This window comes from Pelagibacterium luteolum, from assembly GCF_900100665.1.
Taxonomy (GTDB): Bacteria; Pseudomonadota; Alphaproteobacteria; order Rhizobiales; family Devosiaceae; genus Pelagibacterium; species Pelagibacterium luteolum.
This window is the reverse complement of the sequence record NZ_FNCS01000006.1, coordinates 52,269-74,206: the sequence shown is the minus strand read 5'-3', so window position 1 is coordinate 74,206 and position 21,938 is coordinate 52,269. Positions and strand designations below refer to the sequence as shown.

General features: G+C 60.9%; 21 protein-coding genes and 3 tRNA genes. 15 read left to right on the top strand and 9 right to left on the bottom strand.

Features of this window, described 5'->3' with window-relative positions; translation table 11 throughout:
* Positions 1-87: 87 nt before the first annotated feature.
* Entirely contained in the window at positions 88-1,005 is a 918-nt protein-coding gene (locus BLR31_RS11605; RefSeq protein WP_090596434.1) for a transcriptional regulator GcvA, read from the top strand.
* A 15-nt stretch (positions 1,006-1,020) separates the two neighbouring features.
* Here BLR31_RS11605 and BLR31_RS11600 read toward each other — a convergent pair whose 3' ends face one another.
* Positions 1,021-2,412, bottom strand: a complete 1,392-nt coding sequence (locus BLR31_RS11600) for a dipeptidase (protein ID WP_090596433.1) — start codon at positions 2,410-2,412, stop codon at positions 1,021-1,023.
* A gap of 210 nt (positions 2,413-2,622) precedes the next feature.
* Between BLR31_RS11600 and BLR31_RS11595 the strand changes: the two genes are divergently transcribed.
* Positions 2,623-3,642: a sensor histidine kinase gene (locus tag BLR31_RS11595; RefSeq protein WP_090596430.1), complete on the top strand. Its 1,020-nt coding sequence runs from the start codon at positions 2,623-2,625 to the stop codon at positions 3,640-3,642.
* Between the two features lie 84 nt (positions 3,643-3,726).
* Positions 3,727-4,980: a DUF2254 domain-containing protein gene (locus BLR31_RS11590; RefSeq protein ID WP_090596427.1), complete on the top strand. Its 1,254-nt coding sequence runs from the start codon at positions 3,727-3,729 to the stop codon at positions 4,978-4,980.
* Between the two features lie 9 nt (positions 4,981-4,989).
* Here BLR31_RS11590 and BLR31_RS11585 read toward each other — a convergent pair.
* The 4 genes from BLR31_RS11585 to BLR31_RS11570 all read right to left on the bottom strand — a co-directional run bounded on the left by BLR31_RS11585 (position 4,990) and on the right by BLR31_RS11570 (position 6,369).
* A tRNA-Glu gene (locus tag BLR31_RS11585) sits at positions 4,990-5,064 on the bottom strand.
* Between the two features lie 89 nt (positions 5,065-5,153).
* Positions 5,154-5,229: transfer RNA gene (locus BLR31_RS11580), tRNA-Glu, on the bottom strand.
* A gap of 102 nt (positions 5,230-5,331) precedes the next feature.
* Entirely contained in the window at positions 5,332-5,796 is a 465-nt protein-coding gene (locus BLR31_RS11575) for a YcbK family protein (RefSeq protein WP_090596424.1), read from the bottom strand.
* Positions 5,797-5,952: 156 nt separating this feature from the next.
* A complete protein-coding gene (locus BLR31_RS11570) occupies positions 5,953-6,369 on the bottom strand; it encodes a VOC family protein (RefSeq protein ID WP_176762630.1) in 417 nt (138 codons plus the stop codon).
* A 204-nt stretch (positions 6,370-6,573) separates the two neighbouring features.
* Here BLR31_RS11570 and BLR31_RS11565 point away from each other — a divergent pair, with 204 nt between their 5' ends.
* Together BLR31_RS11565 and BLR31_RS11560 are read left to right on the top strand one after the other, a co-directional pair.
* On the top strand, positions 6,574-7,197 hold the full coding sequence (locus BLR31_RS11565; RefSeq protein WP_090596779.1) for a cold-shock protein: 624 nt from the start codon (positions 6,574-6,576) through the stop codon (positions 7,195-7,197).
* A 190-nt stretch (positions 7,198-7,387) separates the two neighbouring features.
* Positions 7,388-7,861 (top strand): DUF192 domain-containing protein, encoded by a 474-nt coding sequence (locus BLR31_RS11560; protein WP_090596418.1) that lies wholly within the window; start codon positions 7,388-7,390, stop codon positions 7,859-7,861.
* A 108-nt stretch (positions 7,862-7,969) separates the two neighbouring features.
* On the opposite strand, the gene BLR31_RS11555 is transcribed toward BLR31_RS11560, so the two are convergent.
* Entirely contained in the window at positions 7,970-8,404 is a 435-nt protein-coding gene (locus BLR31_RS11555; RefSeq protein ID WP_090596415.1) for a universal stress protein, read from the bottom strand.
* Between the two features lie 154 nt (positions 8,405-8,558).
* Between BLR31_RS11555 and BLR31_RS11550 the strand changes: the two genes are divergently transcribed.
* Entirely contained in the window at positions 8,559-8,765 is a 207-nt protein-coding gene (locus BLR31_RS11550; protein ID WP_090596412.1) for a hypothetical protein, read from the top strand.
* 375 nt (positions 8,766-9,140) lie between these two features.
* Here the strand turns inward: BLR31_RS11550 and BLR31_RS11540 are convergent, their stop codons facing one another.
* On the bottom strand, positions 9,141-9,965 hold the full coding sequence (locus BLR31_RS11540; RefSeq protein ID WP_176762629.1) for a substrate-binding periplasmic protein: 825 nt from the start codon (positions 9,963-9,965) through the stop codon (positions 9,141-9,143).
* 62 nt (positions 9,966-10,027) lie between these two features.
* Positions 10,028-11,776, bottom strand: a complete 1,749-nt coding sequence (locus BLR31_RS11535) for a pyrroloquinoline quinone-dependent dehydrogenase (RefSeq protein WP_090596403.1) — start codon at positions 11,774-11,776, stop codon at positions 10,028-10,030.
* A 204-nt stretch (positions 11,777-11,980) separates the two neighbouring features.
* Between BLR31_RS11535 and BLR31_RS11530 the strand changes: the two genes are divergently transcribed.
* Complete coding sequence (locus tag BLR31_RS11530; RefSeq protein ID WP_176762628.1) at positions 11,981-12,436, top strand: c-type cytochrome; 456 nt, start codon at positions 11,981-11,983, stop codon at positions 12,434-12,436.
* 1 nt (position 12,437) lies between these two features.
* On the opposite strand, the gene BLR31_RS11525 is transcribed toward BLR31_RS11530, so the two are convergent.
* Positions 12,438-12,514, bottom strand: a tRNA-Arg gene (locus BLR31_RS11525).
* Positions 12,515-12,859: 345 nt separating this feature from the next.
* On the opposite strand from BLR31_RS11525, the gene BLR31_RS11520 reads away from it, so the two are divergent.
* The 8 genes from BLR31_RS11520 (at position 12,860) to BLR31_RS11485 (ending at position 21,934) form a co-directional block, all read left to right on the top strand.
* The gene (locus BLR31_RS11520; RefSeq protein WP_090596777.1) at positions 12,860-14,158 is read left to right on the top strand and encodes a DEAD/DEAH box helicase; all 1,299 of its coding nucleotides are present in this window, start codon (positions 12,860-12,862) and stop codon (positions 14,156-14,158) included.
* A 309-nt stretch (positions 14,159-14,467) separates the two neighbouring features.
* A complete protein-coding gene (locus tag BLR31_RS11515) occupies positions 14,468-15,709 on the top strand; it encodes an ABC transporter substrate-binding protein (protein ID WP_244505032.1) in 1,242 nt (413 codons plus the stop codon).
* A 141-nt stretch (positions 15,710-15,850) separates the two neighbouring features.
* Complete coding sequence (locus BLR31_RS11510; protein WP_425287239.1) at positions 15,851-16,732, top strand: carbohydrate ABC transporter permease; 882 nt, start codon at positions 15,851-15,853, stop codon at positions 16,730-16,732.
* Positions 16,729-17,673, top strand: coding sequence for a carbohydrate ABC transporter permease (locus BLR31_RS11505; RefSeq protein WP_090596398.1), 945 nt, complete (start codon positions 16,729-16,731; stop codon positions 17,671-17,673). The genes BLR31_RS11510 and BLR31_RS11505 overlap by 4 nt, the downstream gene beginning before the upstream one ends.
* Positions 17,674-17,678: 5 nt before the next feature.
* The gene (locus BLR31_RS11500) at positions 17,679-18,773 is read left to right on the top strand and encodes an ABC transporter ATP-binding protein (protein WP_090596395.1); all 1,095 of its coding nucleotides are present in this window, start codon (positions 17,679-17,681) and stop codon (positions 18,771-18,773) included.
* A gap of 9 nt (positions 18,774-18,782) precedes the next feature.
* Complete coding sequence (locus tag BLR31_RS11495) at positions 18,783-19,529, top strand: sugar phosphate isomerase/epimerase family protein (RefSeq protein WP_090596392.1); 747 nt, start codon at positions 18,783-18,785, stop codon at positions 19,527-19,529.
* Between the two features lie 10 nt (positions 19,530-19,539).
* On the top strand, positions 19,540-20,676 hold the full coding sequence (locus tag BLR31_RS11490) for a Gfo/Idh/MocA family protein (protein ID WP_090596389.1): 1,137 nt from the start codon (positions 19,540-19,542) through the stop codon (positions 20,674-20,676).
* 202 nt (positions 20,677-20,878) lie between these two features.
* Positions 20,879-21,934: a sugar phosphate isomerase/epimerase family protein gene (locus tag BLR31_RS11485; protein ID WP_090596386.1), complete on the top strand. Its 1,056-nt coding sequence runs from the start codon at positions 20,879-20,881 to the stop codon at positions 21,932-21,934.
* Positions 21,935-21,938 lie beyond the last annotated feature (4 nt).

Sequence of the window (21,938 nt, the reverse complement as noted above, 5' to 3'; positions counted from 1 at the left end):
ATTTACCTTCTCTGTTGACCGGCAGAGTAGGGGCGTGCGCCATGTGGGACAAATTCATAGTTTTTGTCGTTTGGATGAAATGAATTCATGCGAAATAGTGACAGACTGCCGCCACTTTCGGCGTTGCGTGCCTTCGAGGCGGCGGGGCGACGGATGTCGTGCACGGCGGCGGCTGCGGATCTGTTTGTGACCCAGGCGGCCGTCAGCCATCAGATCCGGGCGCTGGAGGAGTTTCTTGGGGTGTCACTCTTTGTGCGGCGCAATCGCAAATTGGCACTGACAGATGCCGGGCAGCGATACTTCCAGGCGATTGACGGGGCTTTTGCCGCCATGCGCCGGGCCACGCGGGAAATTTCCGAAACGTCTGGCGAAAAGATCGTGCGGATATCGACGCTCTCCTCGTTCGCAAGCAAGTGGCTGATACCGCGCCTGCACCGGTTTCAGGCGCTGCACCCCGAAATCAACCCGATGATTGCGACGACGCAGAGGGCCGTGGACCTACATCGCGAAGGCATCGATGTGGCGATACGGGCGGGAAAGGGCGTCTATGATGGTCTGGTGTCCACCAAGCTCATGGACGATGCCGTTTTTCCGGTCTGCGCGCCGAGCCTGCGCGCCGGGCAAACGCCGCTTGAGACGCTGCGTGGCCTCGCAGAGCATGTGCTGATCCACGACACGTCGCTAGTTTCGCCCCTTGATGGCCCGGACTGGGGAACATGGCTGGAGGCGGCGGGGCTGGACGTAAAGCTCGCCTCCCGCGGTCCAGGCTATAGCGATACCGGTATGGCGATACAGGCAGCGATTGCCGGGCAGGGCGTAGCGCTCGGGCGGCGCGTTCTGGTGGCCGACGATCTTGCGCACGGCCATCTGGTGCGTCCGTTTGGGCCGGACTGTCCGACCGAGGGCAGTTGGTACTTCGTCACGACGCCGGAGGCGGGCGAGCGTCCGGCCATCGCGGCTTTCCTTGCATGGCTGCAAGAGGAAATCGCAATAGCCGGACTCTAGGCTTTCTTGGGGCGCTTATTTCGCCAGCGCATCCATAACGCGGACCCAGGAGCGGATGCCGCGGTGGTAGCTTTCGAGATTATATTTCTCGTTGGGGGAGTGGATGCGGTCGTCGGTCTGGGCGAAGCCGATGAGGAGAGAATCCATGCCGAGCTTGCGCTTGAAATCACCAACGATGGGGATCGAGCCGCCCGAGCCGGCGACGGCGGCTTCACGGCCCCATTCGTCGGTGAGGGCACCGAGGGCCTTTTGCAGCATGGGACCATCGGACGGGACGAGCGAGGCCGGGCTGGCGCCGTGCTCGTGGAAGGTCACTGTGCAATCGGACGGCAGGCGCGCTTCGACATGCTTGCGGAACGCAGCGCGGATCTTGTGCGGGTCCTGATTGGCAACGAGGCGGAAGGAAATCTTGGCCGATGCCTTGGCGGGGATCACTGTCTTGAAGCCGTCGCCGGTGTAGCCGCCCCACATGCCGTTGATTTCGCAGGTCGGGCGCGAGGTGATCTGTTCGAGAACGGAGCGGGTTTTTTCGCCGGCCGGTTCGGCAAGGCCGACATCGCCGAGATAGGCCTTGTCGTCGAACGGCAACCGCTTCCACTGCTCGGCGACGGCGTCGGGGAGTTCTTCGACATCGTCGTAAAAGCCTTCGACCGCAACCGAGCCATCGGGATTGCGCAGGGAGGTGATGATTTCGGCCAGCACCTGATTGGGATTGCGCGCCGCCCCGCCATACATGCCCGAATGCAAATCGCGGCTGGCGGCCTGGATGGTGATGTTTTCAGCAACCAGCCCGCGCAACATGGTGATGATCGAGGGAGTCTCGGTGTCCCACATGTCGGTGTCGCAAACGAGCGCGATGTCGGATTTGAGTTCGTCAGCGTTGGCGGTGAGGAAAGCATCGAGCGAGGGAGAACCGGATTCTTCTTCGCCTTCAAAGAGGATGGTGACGCCAAGCGGAAGCGATCCGCGGACGGATTTGTAAGCGCGACAGGCTTCAACGAAGGTCATCAGCTGGCCCTTGTCGTCCGACGACCCGCGCGCGAGGATGATTTTGCGGCCATTTTCCTCGGCGATTTTCGGCTCGAACGGCTCGCTGGTCCAAAGCTCGATGGGATCGACGGGCTGGACGTCGTAATGGCCGTAGAACAGGACGTTGGGGCCGTTTTCGGTGCGCTGATGGCCAACGACCATGGGATGACCTTTAGTGGGGCGCACGGCGGCGTCGAAATCGAGGCCCTGGAGTTCATGGGTCAGCCACTCGGCTGCGGTGTTGACTTCGCCGGCATAGGCGGGGTCGGTGGAGATCGACGCGATGCGCAGCAGGGTGAACAGGCGCTCGAGGCTGGCGTCGATATTGGCATCGACATGGGAAAGAACCGCATCGAGCGTAGCGTTGGCGTCTGTCATTGCTGGGAAATCCGTATGCTGAAATCGGGGTTGGTGGCGCGACTTTAGCAGGGGGTCGGCAGAGCGAACAGGCGCAGCAAAAAATTTTCGATGCCGATCTGTGGCCAAATTCGGGCCATGCGGCTTGCGGATTGGCGCGAGCCTGCTAAAATTTGGGTGTCTGGAAAGCGGGGCGGCTGGCCGACACATCGATAACTGGGGCCCGTAGCCATGACTGAGACGTCCGAGAGGGCGGAGCGCAGCTTTCTGCGCCGCCTGCTCGATACCCATGGAACGAAATTGGGTTGGGGCTTCGGCGTCGTTGCATTCGCGGTGGCATTCCTGCTGCGCGACATCCTCGACGGTACACTGCCGCCCGGATACCCGTTCCTGACCTTTTTCCCGGCGGTCATCCTGACAGCCTTCGTGGGCGGACTGGCGCCCGGAATAGCGGTGGCGGTCCTTTCGACCATTGCGTCCTGGTATTTCTTTATCCCCCCATTCGACACATTTGCCATCACGGATGCCACGGCGCTGGCGCTGGGGTTCTTCGTCGTCATCATGACGGTCGATCTGGCGGTGATCCATTACATGTTCCGCTCGATGGGCGCGCTGGAGTCCGAGCGCCAGAAGAGCCGCGAGCTCGCCCGATCCCGCGACCTGATGTTTGAAGAGATGCAGCATCGCATCTCCAACAATCTGGCCGTCGTCTCGGCGCTGCTGCGCATGCAGCGCAACAGCGTCGATGACGAGGGCGCGCGCAAGGCGCTGGACGAGGCAGCGACGCGGCTGGCGCTGATCGGCAACATTCACAGAAAGCTCCACGATCCCAACGGGCAGCAATTGCCGTTCGGCACCTTCATCAAGGAACTGTGCCACGATATCGTCGATGCCTCGGGCACCGGTGGGAAAGTGGTGTGCATGGTCGAGGCGGACGAACTGTTCTTGAGCGCCGAGCGCGCTGTGCCCGTGGGCTTGATCCTGACGGAAGTCGTATCGAACGCCCTCGAGCATGCCTTCGAGGGGCGCGAGCGTGGCACCATCTCGATCGATCTCAGGCGCGAGGCAGACGAGGGCGTGCTGTTGACCATCGCCGACGATGGCAAAGGGCTGCCCGAGGGCTTTGAACTGCGGCAGGCCCGCAGCCTGGGTCTCGTCGTGGCCCAACGCTTTGCCGAGCAGATCGGCGCGGTGTTCTCCATGGAGAACCGCAATGGCGCGTTCACCCGGCTGCGGTTCGCAAACGGCTAGCGCACCGGTCCTTTGTGATATGTGAACGAATCTCCCTGCCAAGCCATTGTATGCCGTAAGGTATTGGGCTCGGAGGGGGACGCGATGGCACGCTGGCGCTGGATATTGACGCAATTAACGCGGCAGCTCTGGATCAGGGCAACGCTGATCGGAATCCTTGGGGCGGTGGCAGCCGTTCTGGCGTTGGTCGTCGATCGGTTCGTGCCTTGGGAAATCCCCGATCTGATCGGCGCCGACGCCGTCGACGACATTCTCAATATCATTGCCTCCTCGATGCTGGCCGTGACGACTTTTTCGCTCAGCGTCATGACCTCGGCCTATGGCGCAGCCACCAGCAATGTCACGCCGCGCGCCACCAAACTGCTGATGCAGGACAGGGTGACGCAGAATGTGCTCTCGACCTTTATCGGATCGTTCCTGTTCTCGATCGTCGGCATCGTGGTGCTCAAGACCGGCGCCTATGGCGATCGGGGGCGGGTGATCCTGTTCATCGTGACGATCGGCGTGATCGTTCTGATCGTGGTCTCGCTGCTGCGCTGGATCGACTATCTCACGCGCTTCGGACGCGTCGGGGAGACGACCCAGAGGGTGGAGCAGGCGGCGCGAGACGCCATGGAGGCGCGGATCGCCGATCCCTATCTTGGCGGGAGGCCGCTGGTCGCGCTGCCCGACGATGCGTTGCCCGTGTTTGCGGGAGAAGTGGGATACGTCCAGCATATCGACATCGGCGCGCTTTCGGAGTGTTGCAAGGCACATGGATGCACGGTCCATATCGCCTCGGTGCCGGGCAGTTTCGCACATCCCGGCCAGGAAGTTGCGAGGGTGCGTCTGGAGGATGGGCAAACCGATGTCGAGGCGCTGATCGATGCTGTGCGGGCCGGGTTCACGATCGCCGATGAGCGGAGTTTCGATCAGGACCCGAGATTCGGCCTGGCCGTGATGAGCGAAATCGCCTCGCGTGCGCTATCGCAGGCCATCAACGACTCCGGAACCGCGATCGATGTGATCGGACGGCTGACACGGCTCATGACGCTCTGGAGCGACGAGGGGGGCAGGGGCGTCGACGAGGTCGCCCATCCGTCCGTTTACGTGCCGCCGCTCAAGGATGAGGATCTGTTTGAGGACGCATTCATGCCGATGGCACGCGATGGCGCAGGACATATCGAAGTGCAGGTGCGGCTTCAAAAGTCGCTGGAGGCGCTTAGCAAAAGGGGCAAGGAAACGTTTCGGACCGCAGCGCGCGAACAGGCGCGTCTCGCCATGGTCCGCGCTTTGGCGACCATGGACAACGCGACCGATCGCGAGCGCATGACGCGCGCGGCAGAATGGATAGGATAAGGGGAGGATTGGTGCGCCCTACGGGAATCGAACCCGTGTTACCGCCGTGAGAGGGCGGCGTCCTGACCGCTAGACGAAGGGCGCGGGGGACTTGTTTCACCGGCATAGATAATGCCCCCGGTGTGTCTAGGCAACCGGGGACCACCAAATCTTCCAAAACAGATTGAGAAGAGTGGCGCGCCCTACGGGAATCGAACCCGTGTTTCCGCCGTGAAAGGGCGGCGTCCTAGACCGCTAGACGAAGGGCGCTTGTCTGTCTCGGTTCCGAAGCGAAACCGTGTCAGCCAGTGAGCGGGTGTATAGGGGGGTGATTTGCAATGCGCAATACCAAAAACTCAAAAAAGTCGTTTTTTAACAGCCGCTGAAAGTGACCGGGCCGGTATAGCCGCGCGGACGGTCGCGGACGTCGACATGAATGAAGTTGCGGCCCGGATAGCACCCCAGGCCACCGGTCAGTCCATTCGACCGGGCATAGGCGATAAGCTGTGATTTCTGGACGCCGGGGATGTAGAAATCGGCTGCCATGCACTTGGTATGCATAGAGGCTTCCGCGCCGCCGACCGATGCGTTGTGCCAGGGGGTGCGATAGCCCGAATTCATCACGACCTTCTTGCCGAAATGGCCCTCGAAATCCCAGATCAGCAACCGCAGCTTGGGCGAAAGGCACAAGGCGTTGACGTTGCTGGATGAAACGAAGGTGCCCCAATCGGTGCGCAGGCCGGAGTAACCGCTGCCCGATGAGGAGGCGAACATTGCCATCGGTGCACAGGCGCCGAGGAGGCAAACCATGACGACGAGACTGGCAAGAGTGCGCATGAAACAAAAACCTGGTGTTCGAGTGGGCCATAAATCGCGTTCGCGCGCCGGCTCGAAGCCTCTTGGCGCACTGGTGCTCCCAAACCACAGGCATAAAAATAACCGGCGGTTGCCTAACCGCCGGTCAACTCACGTGGTTAATTATTGGTTATGCGTTTACCAAGTGCCCGTGTTGGGCATCGAGGCCCAGGGTTCGGCCGGTTCGCGATCGCCCTCCTGCAGCAATTCGATCGAAATGCCGTCCGGGGATTTCACGAAGGCCATGTGGCCGTCGCGCGGGGGGCGATGGATGGTGTAGCCCATGTCGGCCAGATGCTGGCACAGCGCGTAGATGTCCTGGACGCGATAGGCGAGGTGACCGAAATTGCGGCCGCCGGTGTACTCTTCCGGGTCCCAGTTATAGGTCAGTTCGACCTTGGCGCTCTCGTCGCCCGGGGCATGGAGAAAGACCAGTGTATAGCGGCCCTTTTCGCTTTCGGTGCGGCGCGATTCGATAAGGCCGAGGCCGTCGCGGTAAAACCGCAGGCTCTCTTCGATATCGGTGACGCGCACCATGGTGTGAAGGTATTTCACGGCAAGGCTCCCTGTTATTGTAGAGGCGCGGACGTTAGCAGAGGGCAGGGCGGCGGGCCAAGTCCCGCGCGCGGCGAGATATATGGTTAACGGGCGTCAACAAAATTATGAATGGTCCTTAACTTTTGCTTCTGAATCGGCCACAGTGGCGCCAATTGTAAGAGTACCTGCAGGACGCAGGCCGTGAGTGAGAAGGCGTATAGGATGGGGGCGAAAGACACTTCCGGCAGCGGACCGATCTCCGAAGGGGATCTGCGGCGCGATGCGCGCTCCGGCGATGCCGATGGCAGTCTCGACAATGGGGCCGATTTCGATGTCATCGAAGTGGCCGGCAGCATCAAATGGTTCGACGCGGGCAAGGGCTTCGGGTTCATCATCCCGGACGATGGCGGCGGCGACGTTCTGCTGCACGTGACCTGCCTGCGGCGCGACGGCTATCAGACCGCCTATGAGGGCGCTCGTATTGTCGTCGAGGCGCTGAACCGCCCTGGCGGGCTTCAGGCGTTCCGCATCCTGTCCATGGACGATTCGACGGCGCGCCATCCCTCGCAGTTGCCCGCTGCGCGCACCCATGTGCAGGTGGAGCCGACATCGAAACTCGAGCGGCTCGAGGTCAAGTGGTTCAACCGCGTGCGCGGGTTCGGGTTTCTCTCGGCCGGCGAGGGGCATCCCGACATCTTCATCCACATGGAAACGCTGCGCCGCTACGGGATGACCGAATTGCGGCCCGGCCAGTATGTGCTCGTCCGCTATGGCGATGGGCCCAAAGGCCTTATGGTCGCCGAAATTCGACCTGATGGTTGGGGCGACGCGCCATCCTCCCATTAGATTACCGGGCAGTTGGGTGATGGTGGCCTGCAAAGCGCGGCCTTCTGCGCTTCCGGTGCTCACGTACGAACGTACGCTGCGCGCCGGTTCTCAAAGGCCACGCTTTTCGACTCACCCTGACCCAACCGACCGGCAATCTAACGCCGACTCGAACGTGGGGGATCGTCCGAAAGGTATCGGGAGTAGTGTGATGAACGCAATTTTTCGCAAGGCTGGACTGGCGCTGGGGCTGTCATTGCTGGCGTTTTCTGCTGTTGCGCAGGAGAGCGAGGATCTGGCGACGATCGTTTCGGGCGATCTACGGCACGAGTTTACGGTCGAAGTCGTCGATACCGACGAGACGCGCTCGCGGGGGCTGATGTTCGTTGAGGAACTCGCGCCCGACGCTGGCATGCTGTTTGACTTTTTCGAAGAGCGGCCGGTCGCGTTCTGGATGCAGAACACGCTGATCCCGCTCGACATGCTGTTCATCAAGTCCGATGGCGAAATCGCGCGCATTCATGAAAATGCCGTGCCGATGGACCGCACCGCGATCCCGTCAGGTGAGCCCGTGCGGTTCGTTCTCGAAATACCCGGTGGACGGTCGGCCGAACTGGGGCTCGAGGCGGGTGATACGCTTGAGCATCCCAGGGTCGGAACTGAGGCTGAAGCCGCCGTGGAATAGTTCGCGACGGTTCCGGGTGACCTGGAATTTTGTGTTTTTGGTCGGCGCTGCGCTGAATCCCGGGAATAAATCCCGGGATGACGGTGGTGGCTGTGGTCGGGCGTGACCTTACTTGACGACGAGGACGGGCATGGTGCTCGTGGTGAGCACTTCATTGGTCTGGCTTCCGAGCAGCATCTTGCGGAAGCCGCGGCGGCCATGGGAGGCCATGACGATCAGATCGCAAGCAGCCTTCTGCGCCGTCTCGACGATCGCGTCGGCTGGATAGCGATTGGGGATGTGGCGGGTTTCGTAAGCGACGCCGCTTTCGGTCGCAAAGCGCGCGGCTTCTTCGAGCACCTCTTTGACCATGACCTGCTGGCTGGCCTCATAATCGGCAATGGTGGCGGGGCCGGCCTCAGCCAGAACGCTGGCGGCCCACATGTCGGTGACCGTAATGATCGTCACCCGCGCGCCCAGTTGTTTTGCAAGCTTGAGGCCGTGGTCGAGGCCCTTTCGCGACAGGTCCGACCCGTCCGTGGCAATCAGAATATGCGAATACATTGCACGTCTCCTTGCTGCGTGACCGCAGTATAGCGCAATGGGCGGTTGGTGGATTGATCTGGGTCAATATGGTCCGCGGGCAGGTGATGCGGAACCAGGCGGCGGGACGAGGGTTATACGGTAGCCCTCTGTACTCTTCCAAGGATCGATCCACATGAAGAAAATTGCATCTCTTGCCATCGTCGTCGTCGGTGCACTGAGCCTGACGGCTTGTACTTCGACCGAACGCACCCTGACTGGCGCTGCTGTCGGTGGTGGTGCAGGTGCTCTGGTTGGCGCGTCCGTCATGGGCACCCCGGGTGCTGTGCTCGGTGGCGCTGCCGGCGCTGCGACCGGCGTTGTCGTCGCAGACAATATCTAAGACGAACTACGAGAATGGGTCCGGGTTTCGCCCGGGCCCATCTGCATGGGTTTTAAAAGAAGTCCATGACGACGCCGAAAAGGTCTTGAGCCGTTTCCGGGTTCGACCACAAATACCAGGCGCCGAGGCCTATCGCTGCAAGCAGCACGAAGCCAAAAACCTTCCTGACCAGTGAAAACACCAGCCATAAAGCGACCAGCGCGGCGACGCCAATGCCGATGAGCGTAAAAGTGTCGGTTGGGATGGCGTATCTCCTGAATCTTGGCCTTCGAAAGCACGTTGTCGCGTGTGTGGTGGCTGAAAACGCCTGATGGTTCAAGCCGATATCGCCAGAAATAGGCGGGAGAAGGGCCGGTACGGAAACGCGGCTGCGCTTCACTGGGCGGCGGGTACGCTTAGGAAAGGGTATTGCGCGACGAGTTGGTCAAGATACCCCTGTGCCTGGAGGGCCACGATGGCGGTATCGATTTCCTGGCGCAGATAGGTGTCGGTGGACAGCAGCAGCCCGCCTACGGGCATCGGCGACAATTGCACCGGGTCGGGAGCGATGAACTGGACATCGGGGGGGAGAGCATCTCCATCGGTGAGGTCAAGCAGGGATGGCCCCCAGACGAGCGCAGCGGCGATAGTGCCGCTTTCGAGCGCGCTCAGCGTCTGGGCGTCGGTGCCGAACGGGATACGCCGCCAGCGTTGTGCGGTGGGCTGCAGATTGTTGAACTGCAGAAACAGAAAATCGGCCGAGGTCGCACTGGTCGTGCCGATCGCGGTTCTGGGCGGTAAGTCGCCTAGGCGCGCGACGTTCGGGTCGCTGCCGACAAAGACATAATTGGCATCATAATAGGCTCGGGTGACGGCGACCCATTCCGGGTAGTGGCCTGCAATCAGCTTGAAGCCAAAGAACACGCGGCATTGGGCGCGCAGGTAATAATAGACGTCATCGAACGGCGAGGTGACGGCGGCGCCGCCGACATAGTGAATCTGCGGATCGAGCAGCAGGACGGCGGCGATCTCGCGGGCAATGGCCTCGTCGATCTGCCATGCGGGATCGCGCTGATCGATGCAGACATCGAGTTCGGTGCCGTCGACCGGTCGCCCGAAATCTTCTTCGTTGTAGAGAAAAGGACGGTCCTGCGCGGTCGCACTGCCGGCCGCGAGGGCGAACGCGACGAGGAGGGCAGGGCCAAATCGAAATCGGGTCAATGCGGTGCTTTCCGAAAGGATTGGGGCCGCGCAAGAGTGCGGCCCCAATGATCGTTTGCCGGTTAGGGCAGGGTAAAGACCCAGAGGACCGAGCCTGCAGCCGGATTGACGAACTCCGGCGTCAGCGTGGCAAGCGCTCTCGCCTGGCTCGAACCGTTACCGACCGCTACCGCGACATACTGCTTGCCGTCGGCCTCATAGCTGATCGGGAAGGAGTTTACGGCGTTGTTGGTGCGGATCTGCCAGAGCACATCGCCGGTTTCGTCGTCGAACGCGTAGAAATAGCGGTTCCAGTCGCCGGCGAAGACAAGGCCGCCGCCGGTGGGCAGAACGGCACTGGTGATAGGCGAGCGCTGGCGGTGGCTCCAGGCGGTCGAGTGGTCGGCCAGATTGATGGCATCGAGCCGGCCGATATTGCCGTCGCTGTCGGGCACTTCCACGCGGGCGAATGTCGCACGGCCACCACCCGTGTAGGCTTGGCCCGGATCGAGGGGCTGCGGCGTGGTGTTCGAGCAGAATTCGGCCAGAGGCAGATACAGAGTCTCCGTCCGTGGGCTGTAGGCGGTCGCCGGCCAACCGCGGCCACCGGGATCGGCGGGGCAGTTGAACGTCGTCTGTCCGATCATCGGGATGGTTTCCTCGTTGATCGTCTTATCGCCGGTCTCGGGGTCTATGGCCGAGATGACGTTCTGAGGCACTGTTTCCACGCTCCAGAGCCAGCTGCCATCATTGCGATCCAGCGCCTCGACGATGCCGAGCTTGCCGGTGGTGATCACCTGCTCGCGCACTTCACCATCGACCGGCAGGTCCACAAGGATGCGCTCGTAGATGTAATCGAGGTCCCATGTGTCGTTCGGCAGGTGCTGGAAGTACCATTTGAGTTCGCCGGTCTGCGGGTCAAGCGCCAGAGTCGAGTCGGTGTAGAGCGCGTCATTGCTGACGCCCGGCGTGTCGACGGCTGGAAGCAGGCCGCTCATTTCGGCGATCCACGGATAGGGCTGGCCCACACCGCTGAAGACGGTGTTCGTGTCGGGGTCGTAAGTGGCCGCCAGCCACACCGATGCGCCGTGGCGGCTTTCGATGGGCAGGTCGTTCCAGGTGTCGCCCTCTTCGCCGTCCTGCGCAATGGAATGGAAGCGCCACAGCTCGTCGCCGGTGGCCGGATCATGACCAGTGATGAAACAACCGCCTGGCTGGGCATTGCCGCAGCCGGTCATGCCCTGAACCACCACGCCGTCGGCGATGAGAGGACCGGACGAATAGCGGAAGCCATCACTCCACGCAGCCGGTTCCACGCTCCAGACCTCCTGGCCGGTGCGGGCATCGAGGGCAATGATGTGCGTGTCGCTCGTGGCGAGGATGATCATATCCTCATAGATCGCCATGTTGCGCTTGGTCGCGGTGTTGCCTGTGCCTGCGGCCACGACGTCTTCGGGCAGGTCGCGATTGTACTCCCAGAGCAGATCTCCGGACGCGCCATCGATCGCCTGCACCTTGTCGAGATTGTTGTGCACGAACAGCACACCGTCGTGAACGATCGGGGTGGTCTCGGTGGCCCCTGGGGTCAGCGACCATGTCCAGGCAACTTGCAAGTCGCCGACGTTTTCTTTGTTGATTTCCTCAAGAGGACTGTAACCCCAGCCATCGTAAGTGCGGCGCCAATGCAACCAGTCACCATCACCCGGATTTAGCAAGGTTTCGTCCGAGACGTCGGTGAACGCCGACAGTCGACTCTCGACCTGAGCGTTTGCGTAGCCAATAGGAAGCAGCCCGACCACAATCGTGGTCGAGAGCAGCAGAAAATTCCTCATAACGATTTCTCCTCCACTAATGCCGGGGCTTTGCCACCGACAGTCAATCTTGCACCCCTTGTTGCAACAACGTCAATACAGGACAGCAGGACGACGTTTGACGACATGATCAGCTGCTATTGCCCATTTGAATTTATTAAGTCAGGATTGGTTTTGCGCCGTGGAGAGTTCTTGAGGAGCGGCGCCGACTTTTGGGAGCAGGATATGGGTTACCGCGCAATTTTCGGATCGGCGGCAGCATTCGTGCTGCTGGCAGGGGGCGCCTGGGGCACGGCAAATGCGCAGGATGGCGCCGCCGCAACAGACGATGCCGGCCAGATGGTGAGCTTCACCCAGGAGCAGGTTGCGAGCGGCCAGCGGGAATATGTGCGGAGTTGCCAGGATTGCCACGGGGCCAATCTCAATGACGGTGAGTTCGGCGGCCCGCCGCTCGTCGGGTTCTACTTCCGCGAGAAATGGTATCCGATCGGGGTTGCGGGATTGTTCGGGTTCACCGCTTCGGCCATGCCGCCCGATCGCCCGGGCGCATTGAGCGACGAGACCTACGCCAATCTGGTGGCCTTCATCCTGAGCGAGAATGGAATCGAGGCCGGCGATACGCCGATGCCCGCCGACATGGCCGCGCTCGCGGAATTGTCGCTGCCCGAAAACGAGGAATAGCTGGCGACCCCGACAGGATTCGAACCTGTGACCAATAGCTTAGAAGGCTACTGCTCTATCCAGCTGAGCTACGGGGCCGTGAGGCGCCATCTAGCGCAAAATGGATGCTTTGTCAGGTGAGAAACCCGATCAAAGCAGCATCGGCTTGACTTTGCGGCCATAACAGACGATATGAGCGCCATGCCGAGCGCTGCCGCGTGAGCAGCCGTGTCGCTTCCAGCGCACATCAAAGGCCGGCATATTTCAACCAAGTTCCCAAATCACGCGGGGTTCTGACAGGTCCGACGCCTTTAGCGCAATGTGGCGCTACGGTATGGCCGGAACTGCAACCGCAACGCCACGCGCGCGCCCTCTAATGGTCGCGGCGCAAAGGCTTTTTTGTATGTAGGCTCGCCGCGAGAGGTGGGCCGCAAAGGATCTCATTTGACCGACTTTCAGGCCCTCGGCCTCAATACTCACATTCTCAAGGCCCTGGCCACGCTCGAGTTCACCGAACCGACACCGATCCAGAGCCGCTCGATCCCGCTCGTGCTCGAAGGGCGCGACATTATGGGGTTGGCTCAGACCGGCACCGGCAAGACCGCCGCGTTCGGCCTGCCGATCATCCAGCACCTGATGGCTGCCGGTGGCAAGCCAGACCCCAAAACCTGCAAGGCGCTGATCCTCGCGCCGACCCGCGAACTGGTGAACCAGATCGCCGTGAACCTGCGCTCGTTTACGCGCAACACGCCGATCAAGGTGAACTCGGTGGTCGGCGGCATGGCGATCAGCACGCAGATCAAGGCACTGGCATTCGGCAGCGACATTGTCGTTGCAACGCCGGGCCGCCTGCTTGATCTGGTGAAGCGCCAAGCGCTGCGTCTCGATTCGGCGAAATATCTGGTGCTCGACGAAGCCGACCAGATGCTCGATCTGGGCTTTATCCACGCGCTGCGCGAAATCTCTCGCCTCGTGGGCCAGCCGCGCCAGACTCTGCTGTTTTCGGCGACGATGCCAAAGCAGATGAACGAAATCGCTTCGGCCTATCTGTCCGATCCGGTGCGCGTTCAGGTGACGACGCCTGGCAAGACCGCAGACAAGATCACCCAGAGCGCACATTTCGTGGACCAGGGTGGCAAGCTTTCGCTGCTCAAGACGCTACTCGGTGCCGATAAGGAATCGCTGTCGCTGGTTTTCGCGCGCACCAAGCACGGGGCTGAAAAGCTTTCGAAATCGCTTCAGGCAGCGGGCTTCGCTACGGGTTCGATCCACGGCAACAAGAGCCAGGGTCAGCGCGATCGTACGCTCAAATCGTTCCGTGCCGGTGAAATCCGCGTTCTGGTGGCGACCGACGTCGCGGCGCGCGGTATCGATATTCCGGGCGTGAGCCACGTCTATAATTACGAGCTGCCCCAGGTTGCCGAAAACTACGTCCACCGCATTGGCCGTACGGCGCGTGCGGGTGCCGAAGGGCTGGCAGTCGCACTGGTGGCTGGTGACGAGTACGGGCTGTTGCTCGATATCGAGCGCCTGACCGGCATCACGATTACGACGGCAGGCGGCGAGCGTCCGCTGCGCAAGGCTCCGGGCAATCCGGCCAAGCGCACCCAGAATCGCGCCAAGTCGAACAACAAGCCGGCCGGTCAGGGGCAGGGCGCCAAGAAGCCCTTCGATCCGATGAAGGCCGCTTCGCAGCGTAACCGCAAAAAGCAGCGCGCCAATCGAGCCCGCCAGGCCGCTTGATCGCGAAATATTGAATAGTTGTTCCAGGGAAGGGCGGCCATCTTTTGATGGCCGCCCTTTTCGTATGGCCCGGTGGCCAAGGCTTGGAGGGAGATGTCCACCGGTATTCGACTTTGGTCGCATGACCTCTTGACATCGATTTCATAATGACATGAGATGCTTGTAATCGATTTCAACCCAGTCTTGCTGCGGTTTTGTAATCGATTACATTTTCGTGTCGAGGAACCGTGCGTTGAGGAGCCACGGGACGGAGATGGAGGAGAGGCGGCCAAGCCGCCTGTGAGGAAAAACCCCTTGGGAGGGATGACTATGAAAAGATTTGCAGTGGCCGCATCGGTTGCGGCTGCCTTGATGTCGACGACCGCAGTGTCGGCGGCAAACCTCGAAGTGACCCATTGGTGGACATCCGCCGGTGAAGCCGCAGCGGTTGCAGAATTTGCCCGCGTCTTCGAAGAAGAAACTGGCCATACCTGGGTCGACGGTGCGCTTGCTGGTTCGGGTACTGGCGCCAACCCCGTGATTATCAGCCGCATTATCGGCGGCAATCCGATGGGCGCCACCCAGATGAATACCGGCCGCGATGCCGAGGAACTGATCCAGGCCGGCCTGATGCGCGATCTGACAGACATCGCCGACGAAATGGGCATTCGCGACTTCTACGTCGACGAGTCCCTGCTCGAGCCCTGCACGTATGAAGGCCGCATCTACTGCTTCCCGGTCAATATCCACTCATGGGATTGGCTGTGGCTCTCCACGGCTGCTTACGAAGAAATCGGTGAGCCGGTCCCGACAAACTGGGACGAATACGTCGCGAGCTGGCCCGCACTTCAGGACGCCGGCATCCTGCCGTTCGGTCTCGCAACCGGCTGGCCCATCTCGGGCGTCCCGGGCGTGCTGATGGCCGGTATCGGCGGCTCCGATCTCGTCCTTGCCATCAACCGCGACAAGGATGTCGAAGCCGTCCGTGGCGAAGATTTCCGTCGTGTTGCAGAGGCGCTCGACGCTCTGCGTTCGGTCGTGAGCCCGGACATGATGGTTCCTGCCTTCGGTGACGTCGGCAACCAGCTCCTCGAAGGTACGGCTGCCGGCAATATCCACGGCGACTGGCTGCAGGGCGATCTGCAGATTGCCGGTGGTGTGCCCGGTGAAGACTACGAATGTCTGCCCGGCCTTGGCCTGAACGATCAGCTCACCGGTGGTGGCGACAGCTTCTACTTCCCCGTGCTTCCCGATGGGACGGATCCGGAAGTGATCGAAGCTCAGACCGAACTGGCACGGCTGCTGATTTCTCCCGATGCACAGCTCGCCTTCAACCTCGTGAAGGGTTCGATGCCGATCCGTACCGACATCGATCTCTCGAGCGCCAATGCGTGCATGCAGAAAGCCATCCCGCTGCTCGACAACGGTCTGTTGCCATCTGGTGACTTCTCGCTCTCGAGCGACACCCAGCAGCAGCTCCAGGATCTCTCGATCGAGTTCATCGACAACGACAACATCTCTGTCGACGATTACATCGAGCGCTATGCTTCGATCATCGAGAGCGCCGACTAAGCGCCCTTTCTGACGATGCATTAGAGCCCAAGGGTGCGGTCGGACTTCCTCCTCTAACCGACCGCACCCCCTCGAACGGGAGCAATTGTTTTGACTGACGCTTCAGCCAGCGAAAGGCAGGAGTCGGGGACGGCGCGTTATGTGCGCCAGTTGTTCACCCGCAATATCTCCGCCAAGATCGCCGCGACCCCAATGATCGTCACCGTGCTAGTCATCTTCATCGGCTGCACGCTCTGGACGATCTATTATTCCTTCACAAACTCAAGGCTTCTGCCGACAGGGACCTTTGTCGGGCTCGACCAGTACACGCGCCTGTTCGGTACGTCGCGCTGGAACGTCTCGGTCTGGAACCTGATCTGGTATGGCGTTTTTTCGCTGTCCTTTACCCTTGTCATTGGCTTCCTGCTCGCCGTTTTGATGGACCAGAAGATCCGCTTTGAAAGCGCCTTCCGGACCATAATGCTCTACCCCTTCGCTCTGTCCTTCATCGTGACGGGGTTGGTTTGGCAGTGGATCATGAACCCGACGCTCGGCCTTCAGGGCACGATGCGCAATCTGGGTTTCGACTGGTTCACCTTCGACTGGATCGCGCGATCCGACATGGTGATCTACGCCTTGCTGATTGCCGGGCTCTGGCAGGGCACGGGCTTTATGATGGTCCTGATGCTGGCCGGCTTGCGCGGGGTGGATGAGGAAATCTGGAAGGCGTCGCGGGTCGACGGCATTCCCACATGGCGGACGTATCTGTTCATCGTCTTGCCGATGATGCGCGGCGTGCTCGTCACAGCCGTGGTGCTGGCCGGCTCCGGTATCGTGCGCCTCTATGATCTTGTCGTGGCGCTGACGCGGGGTGGTCCGGGCATATCGTCCGAAGTGCCGGCGAAATACGTCTACGATTACATGTTTACGGCCGGAAATATCGGTCAGGGCCTGGCCGCATCGACCATGATGCTGCTGACGGTCATGATCATCATCATTCCCTGGGCCTATCTCGAATTTGGCGGACGGGGGAAGAAGTCATGAGCAACCCAGCCACGCTTTCAACCAACGTCGCGCTCGACGCGGTCAAAACCGATATCACTCTGGACGGACCACACGGGCCGCGGCCCAAGCCGTTCTTCACGCCGAGGCGGATCATCCTCTACTCGATCCTGTTCGTGGCGTGTCTCTATTATCTCTTCCCGCTCTACGTCATGATCACGACGTCGTTCAAAACGATGCCCGAAATTCGCTTCGGCAACATCTTTGCGCCGCCGATCGAGTTCACGGGGGAGGCATGGAGCAAGGCATGGTCCTCGGCCTGTACGGGCCTGACCTGCCAGGGGCTGAGCCCCGGGTTCTGGAATTCGATCAAGATTCTGATCCCCTCGGTGATCATCTCGACAGCGGTCGCGGCCGTGAACGGCTATGGCCTGGTCAACTGGAAGTTCAAGGGCTCGGAAATCTTCTTCGCCGTGCTGATCTTCGGCTCGTTCATCCCCTATCAGGTGATGCTCTATCCGCTGGTGATGCTGACGCGCGAAATGGGTATTTTCGGTACGATCCCAGCGGTCATCATGGTGCACACCATCTTTGGCATGCCCATCCTGACCTTGCTGTTCAGGAACTATTTCGCCTCGTTGCCGCCCGAACTGTTCAAGGCGGCACGTGTGGACGGAGCCGGGTTCTGGCGCATCTTCTTTGAGGTGATGTTGCCCATGAGCCTGCCGATCGTCGTGGTTGCGCTGATCCTTCAGGTGACAGGCATCTGGAACGACTTCCTGTTCGGGGTGGTGTTTGCGGGAACGCAGAACCTGCCGATGACAGTGCAGCTCAACAACATCGTCAATTCGGCTCAGGGCACGCCCGAGTACAACGTCAACATGGCAGCCACGATGCTGACCGGCCTCGTGCCGCTCATCGTCTACTTCGTCTCAGGACGATTGTTCGTCCGCGGCGTCGCAGCCGGTGCGGTCAAAGGGTAAGAAAAATGATAGACAATACAAAGACGTCCGTATCGATCCGGAATCTCTCTCTCAGCTTCGGATCGGTGCAGGTCCTTCAGGAGATGAACCTCGACGTCAAATATGGCGAGTTCATCGTGCTGCTCGGGCCTTCAGGCTGCGGCAAGTCGACCCTGCTCAACTGCATCGCCGGCCTTCTCGATGTCACGGGCGGCCAGATCTACATCTCGGGCAAGAACGTCACCTGGGAAGAACCCAAGGACCGCGGCATCGGCATGGTGTTCCAGTCCTACGCGCTCTATCCGCAGATGACGGTGCGCAAGAACCTTTCCTTTGGACTCCGCGTCGCCGGATTGCCCAGGGAAGAGATCGACAAGCGCGTCAAGCGCGCTTCGGAAATGCTCCAGATTGAGCCCTTGCTCGACCGCAAGCCGGCTAACCTCTCGGGTGGCCAGCGCCAGCGCGTGGCGATCGGGCGGGCGCTGGTACGGGACGTCGACGTGTTCCTCTTCGACGAACCTCTGTCCAACCTCGATGCGAAACTGCGTGCCGATTTGCGGGTGGAGATCAAACGGCTGCACCAGCGGCTCGAAAACACGATGATCTATGTGACGCACGATCAGATCGAGGCCATGACGCTGGCCGATCGTATCGCCATCATGCGTGACGGCATCATCCAGCAGCTCGATACGCCCCATGAAATCTACAACCGTCCCGTCAATCTGTTCGTGGCCGGGTTCATCGGGTCGCCGGCGATGAATTTCATCAAGGGCGATCTCAAGAGCCGGACGTTCGTCGCAGATGGCGTGACGCTCCCCATCGATCATTACGCCTTTCAGCCAGGCAACGAGGCGCTCAACGCCAACGCCATTCTCGGCGTCAGGCCAGAACACGTGCTGGTCGGCGAGGCTGCCAACGCGGTTCCCGTCAATTTCGAGAGTGAAATCGAGATTGTCGAGCCGATGGGCTCGGACACCATCGCATGGGCACGCATCGGGACGCAGGAATTCACCTTCCGGGCCGACGCCGAACTCAATCTCGAACCCGGCCAGAAGATCAGGCTCGGCTTTGATCCCGCCCGCGCGTCGGTTTTCGACGCCGCCAGCGGCGAACGCATCTAGGAGTATCCAGTGACCGATTTTTCCTTCCAGCTTTACAGCGCGCGCAATTTCCCGCCGCTGAGTGATACCTTGGCCCTGCTTTCACGCCTCGGTTACAAACAGGTCGAAGGCTATGGCGGGCTTTACGCCGACCCGGCCGCCCTGCGCGCCGACCTCGACGCCAATGGGCTGACCATGCCGACGGGCCATTTCGGCATCGATCAATTACGCGACAAGGCCAAGACCGCCGAGGCGGCAAGGGTCATCGGCGTGGAGACGCTGTTTTGCCCGGCCATTCCCCACGACAAGTGGAAGCAGCCCGAAGCCGATTGGGTCAGCCTTGCCGCTGAACTGGGCGAACTGGGCAAGTTCTATAAGGATCAGGGATTCGGGTTCGGGTGGCATAACCACCATTTCGAATTCTGGCCCACCGATTCCGGTCGGTTGCCGATGGACATCATCCTTGAGGGCGCCCCCGATATCGATTGGGAAATGGACGTCGCCTGGGTGGTGCGCGGAGAAAACGATCCGAACGCCTGGATCGAAAAGCACGGACAGCGCATCGTTGCCGCGCATCTCAAGGACATAGCGCCGGAAGGTGAAGCCAAGGACGAGGACGGCTGGGCCGATCTGGGGCACGGGACAGTGCCCTGGAAGGACCTGTTTTCGACCCTCAAATCCAAGACGAAGGCTACCCATTTCGTCATGGAACACGACAATCCCAACGATCTCGAACGCTTCGCATCGCGCTCGATCGCGACAGCAAAGTCGCTTTAGGACCAAGACCATGAGCAAGACACACGGCGTCGGCATTCTGGGTGCCGGCAATATTTCGGCGGCTTATCTCAAGCTCGCCCCACTGTTCAAAGGCATCGAGGTGCGTGCTGTTGCCGACATCATGCCCGAGGCTGCCAAGGCGCGTGCCGAGGAATTCAACGTCGCGGCCCAGACGCCCGACGAACTGCTGAAGAATTCCGAGATCGACGTGATCGTCAATCTCACCATTCCGGATGCGCACTACCGCGTGTCCAAGGACATCATCTCGGCCGGAAAGCACGCCTATTCGGAAAAGCCGCTGGTCCTGACGCTCGAAGAGGGCGAAGACTTGCGCAAGGCGGCCAACGATGCCGGCAAGCAGGTCGGCTGCGCACCCGATACGTTTCTGGGCGGTGCGCATCAGCAGGCGCGTGCACTGATCGATGAAGGCGCGATCGGCAAGGTGACGTCGGGCACGTGCCATGTGATGAGCTTCGGGCTCGAGCACTGGCACCCCAACCCCGACTTTTTCTTCAAGCCCGGCGCCGGGCCGGTACTCGATATCGGGCCCTATTATGTTGCGAACCTGATCAATCTGATCGGGCCGGTGAAACGGGTCACGGCGTTTTCGTCGACGCCCCGCGATCGGCGGGAGATTTCGAGCGAGCCGCGCAAGGGCGAGTATGTCGAGGTGACGACGCCGACCACCATCCACGCGGTGCTGGAGTTCCACAACGGTGCTCTGGTGACGCTGGGTGCGTCATGGGACGTAGAGGCGCATCAGCATTCCAATATGGAAATTTACGGCAGCGAGGGGTCGCTCTACGTGCCCGATCCCAATTTCTTCGGGGGCGAGCTGGTGCTGGCGCGTCGCAATGGGGTGCGGGATGTGGTCGAGCCCTGGAAGCATCCGCTGGGCATCGCCAATTGGGAGCGTCCCAATGGGCCGGCCTTCGCCAACTACCGGACGGCGGGCCTCGCCGACATGATGTTGGCGATCGATGCGGGCCGCAAGCCCAGATGCTCGCTCGACACCACGCTTCACGGGGTGGACGTAATGACGTCGATCCTGAAATCGGCGGAGTTGGGTGCGGCGGTGACGCTGACGACGACGTGCGAACGCCCCGACGCGCTTGGACCCGTGGAGGCTCAGGCGCTGCTGGTCTAGTTTTTCACGAGCTCCTCCCGGCGCGGCGCATGTCTTTGGGGGAAGGCATGCGCCGCGATTGTTTCGGGCGCTTGACTGTGGTCGGCACCACGATAGGCTGTAAACGATTTCAGTGACGCACGTACGTCATGAGCCGCTTACGGGACGGAGCGTTGGCGGGTACAATTTTTGGAAAGTCCTGAATTTAAAGGAGGAGATTCACATGCGCACCCTCAAGGGTCCGGCTATTTTCCTGGCGCAGTTCGCTGGTGATACGGCGCCGTTCGACACGCTCGACAACATCTGCAAATGGGCCGCAAGCCTCGGCTACAAAGGCGTACAGATTCCCACCTGGGTGTCGGGCTTCATCGATCTGAAAAAGGCAGCCGAGTCCAAGGATTATTGCGACGAGCTCAAGGGGATCGCCGGCAAGCACGGGATCACCATCACCGAGCTCTCGACGCATTTGCAGGGGCAGTTGGTCGCGGTTCACCCGGCCTATGACTCAGCCTTTGATGGGTTTGCGGCGCCTGAAGTGCGCGGCAACCCCAAGGCGCGGCAGGAATGGGCCGTCAATCAGCTCAAATGGGCGGCCAAAGCCTCTCAAAATATGGGTATCACCGCGCACGCGACGTTCTCGGGTGCTCTGGCCTGGCCCTATATCTATCCGTGGCCGCAGCGTCCGGCCGGGCTGGTGGAAGAAGCGTTCGACGAACTGGCGCGGCGCTGGACGCCGATCCTTGATGCGTTCGACGAAGCGGGCGTGGATGTCTGTTATGAGATTCACCCGGGCGAGGATCTGCACGACGGGATCAGCTACGAGATGTTCCTCGAGCGCGTGAACAATCACGCCCGGGCCAATCTGCTCTACGATCCGAGCCACTTCGTTTTGCAGCAGCTCGATTACCTCGACTACATCGACATCTACCACGAGCGGATCAAGATGTTCCACGTCAAGGACGCCGAGTTCAACCCAACGGGGCGGCAGGGCGTTTATGGCGGGTTCCAGAGCTGGATCGACCGGGCAGGGCGGTTCCGCTCGCTGGGCGACGGACAGGTTGACTTCGCGGCGATCTTTTCCAAACTCGCCGCCTATGATTTCGACGGCTGGGCGGTGCTCGAATGGGAATGCGCGCTCAAGCATCCCGAAGACGGTGCGCGTGAAGGGGCGGAGTTCATCGCCAACCACATTATTCGCGTGACCGAAAAGGCGTTCGATGATTTTGCGGGCGCCGGTACAGACCGGGCGGCCAATCGGAAGATGCTGGGCCTGGATTAGAGGA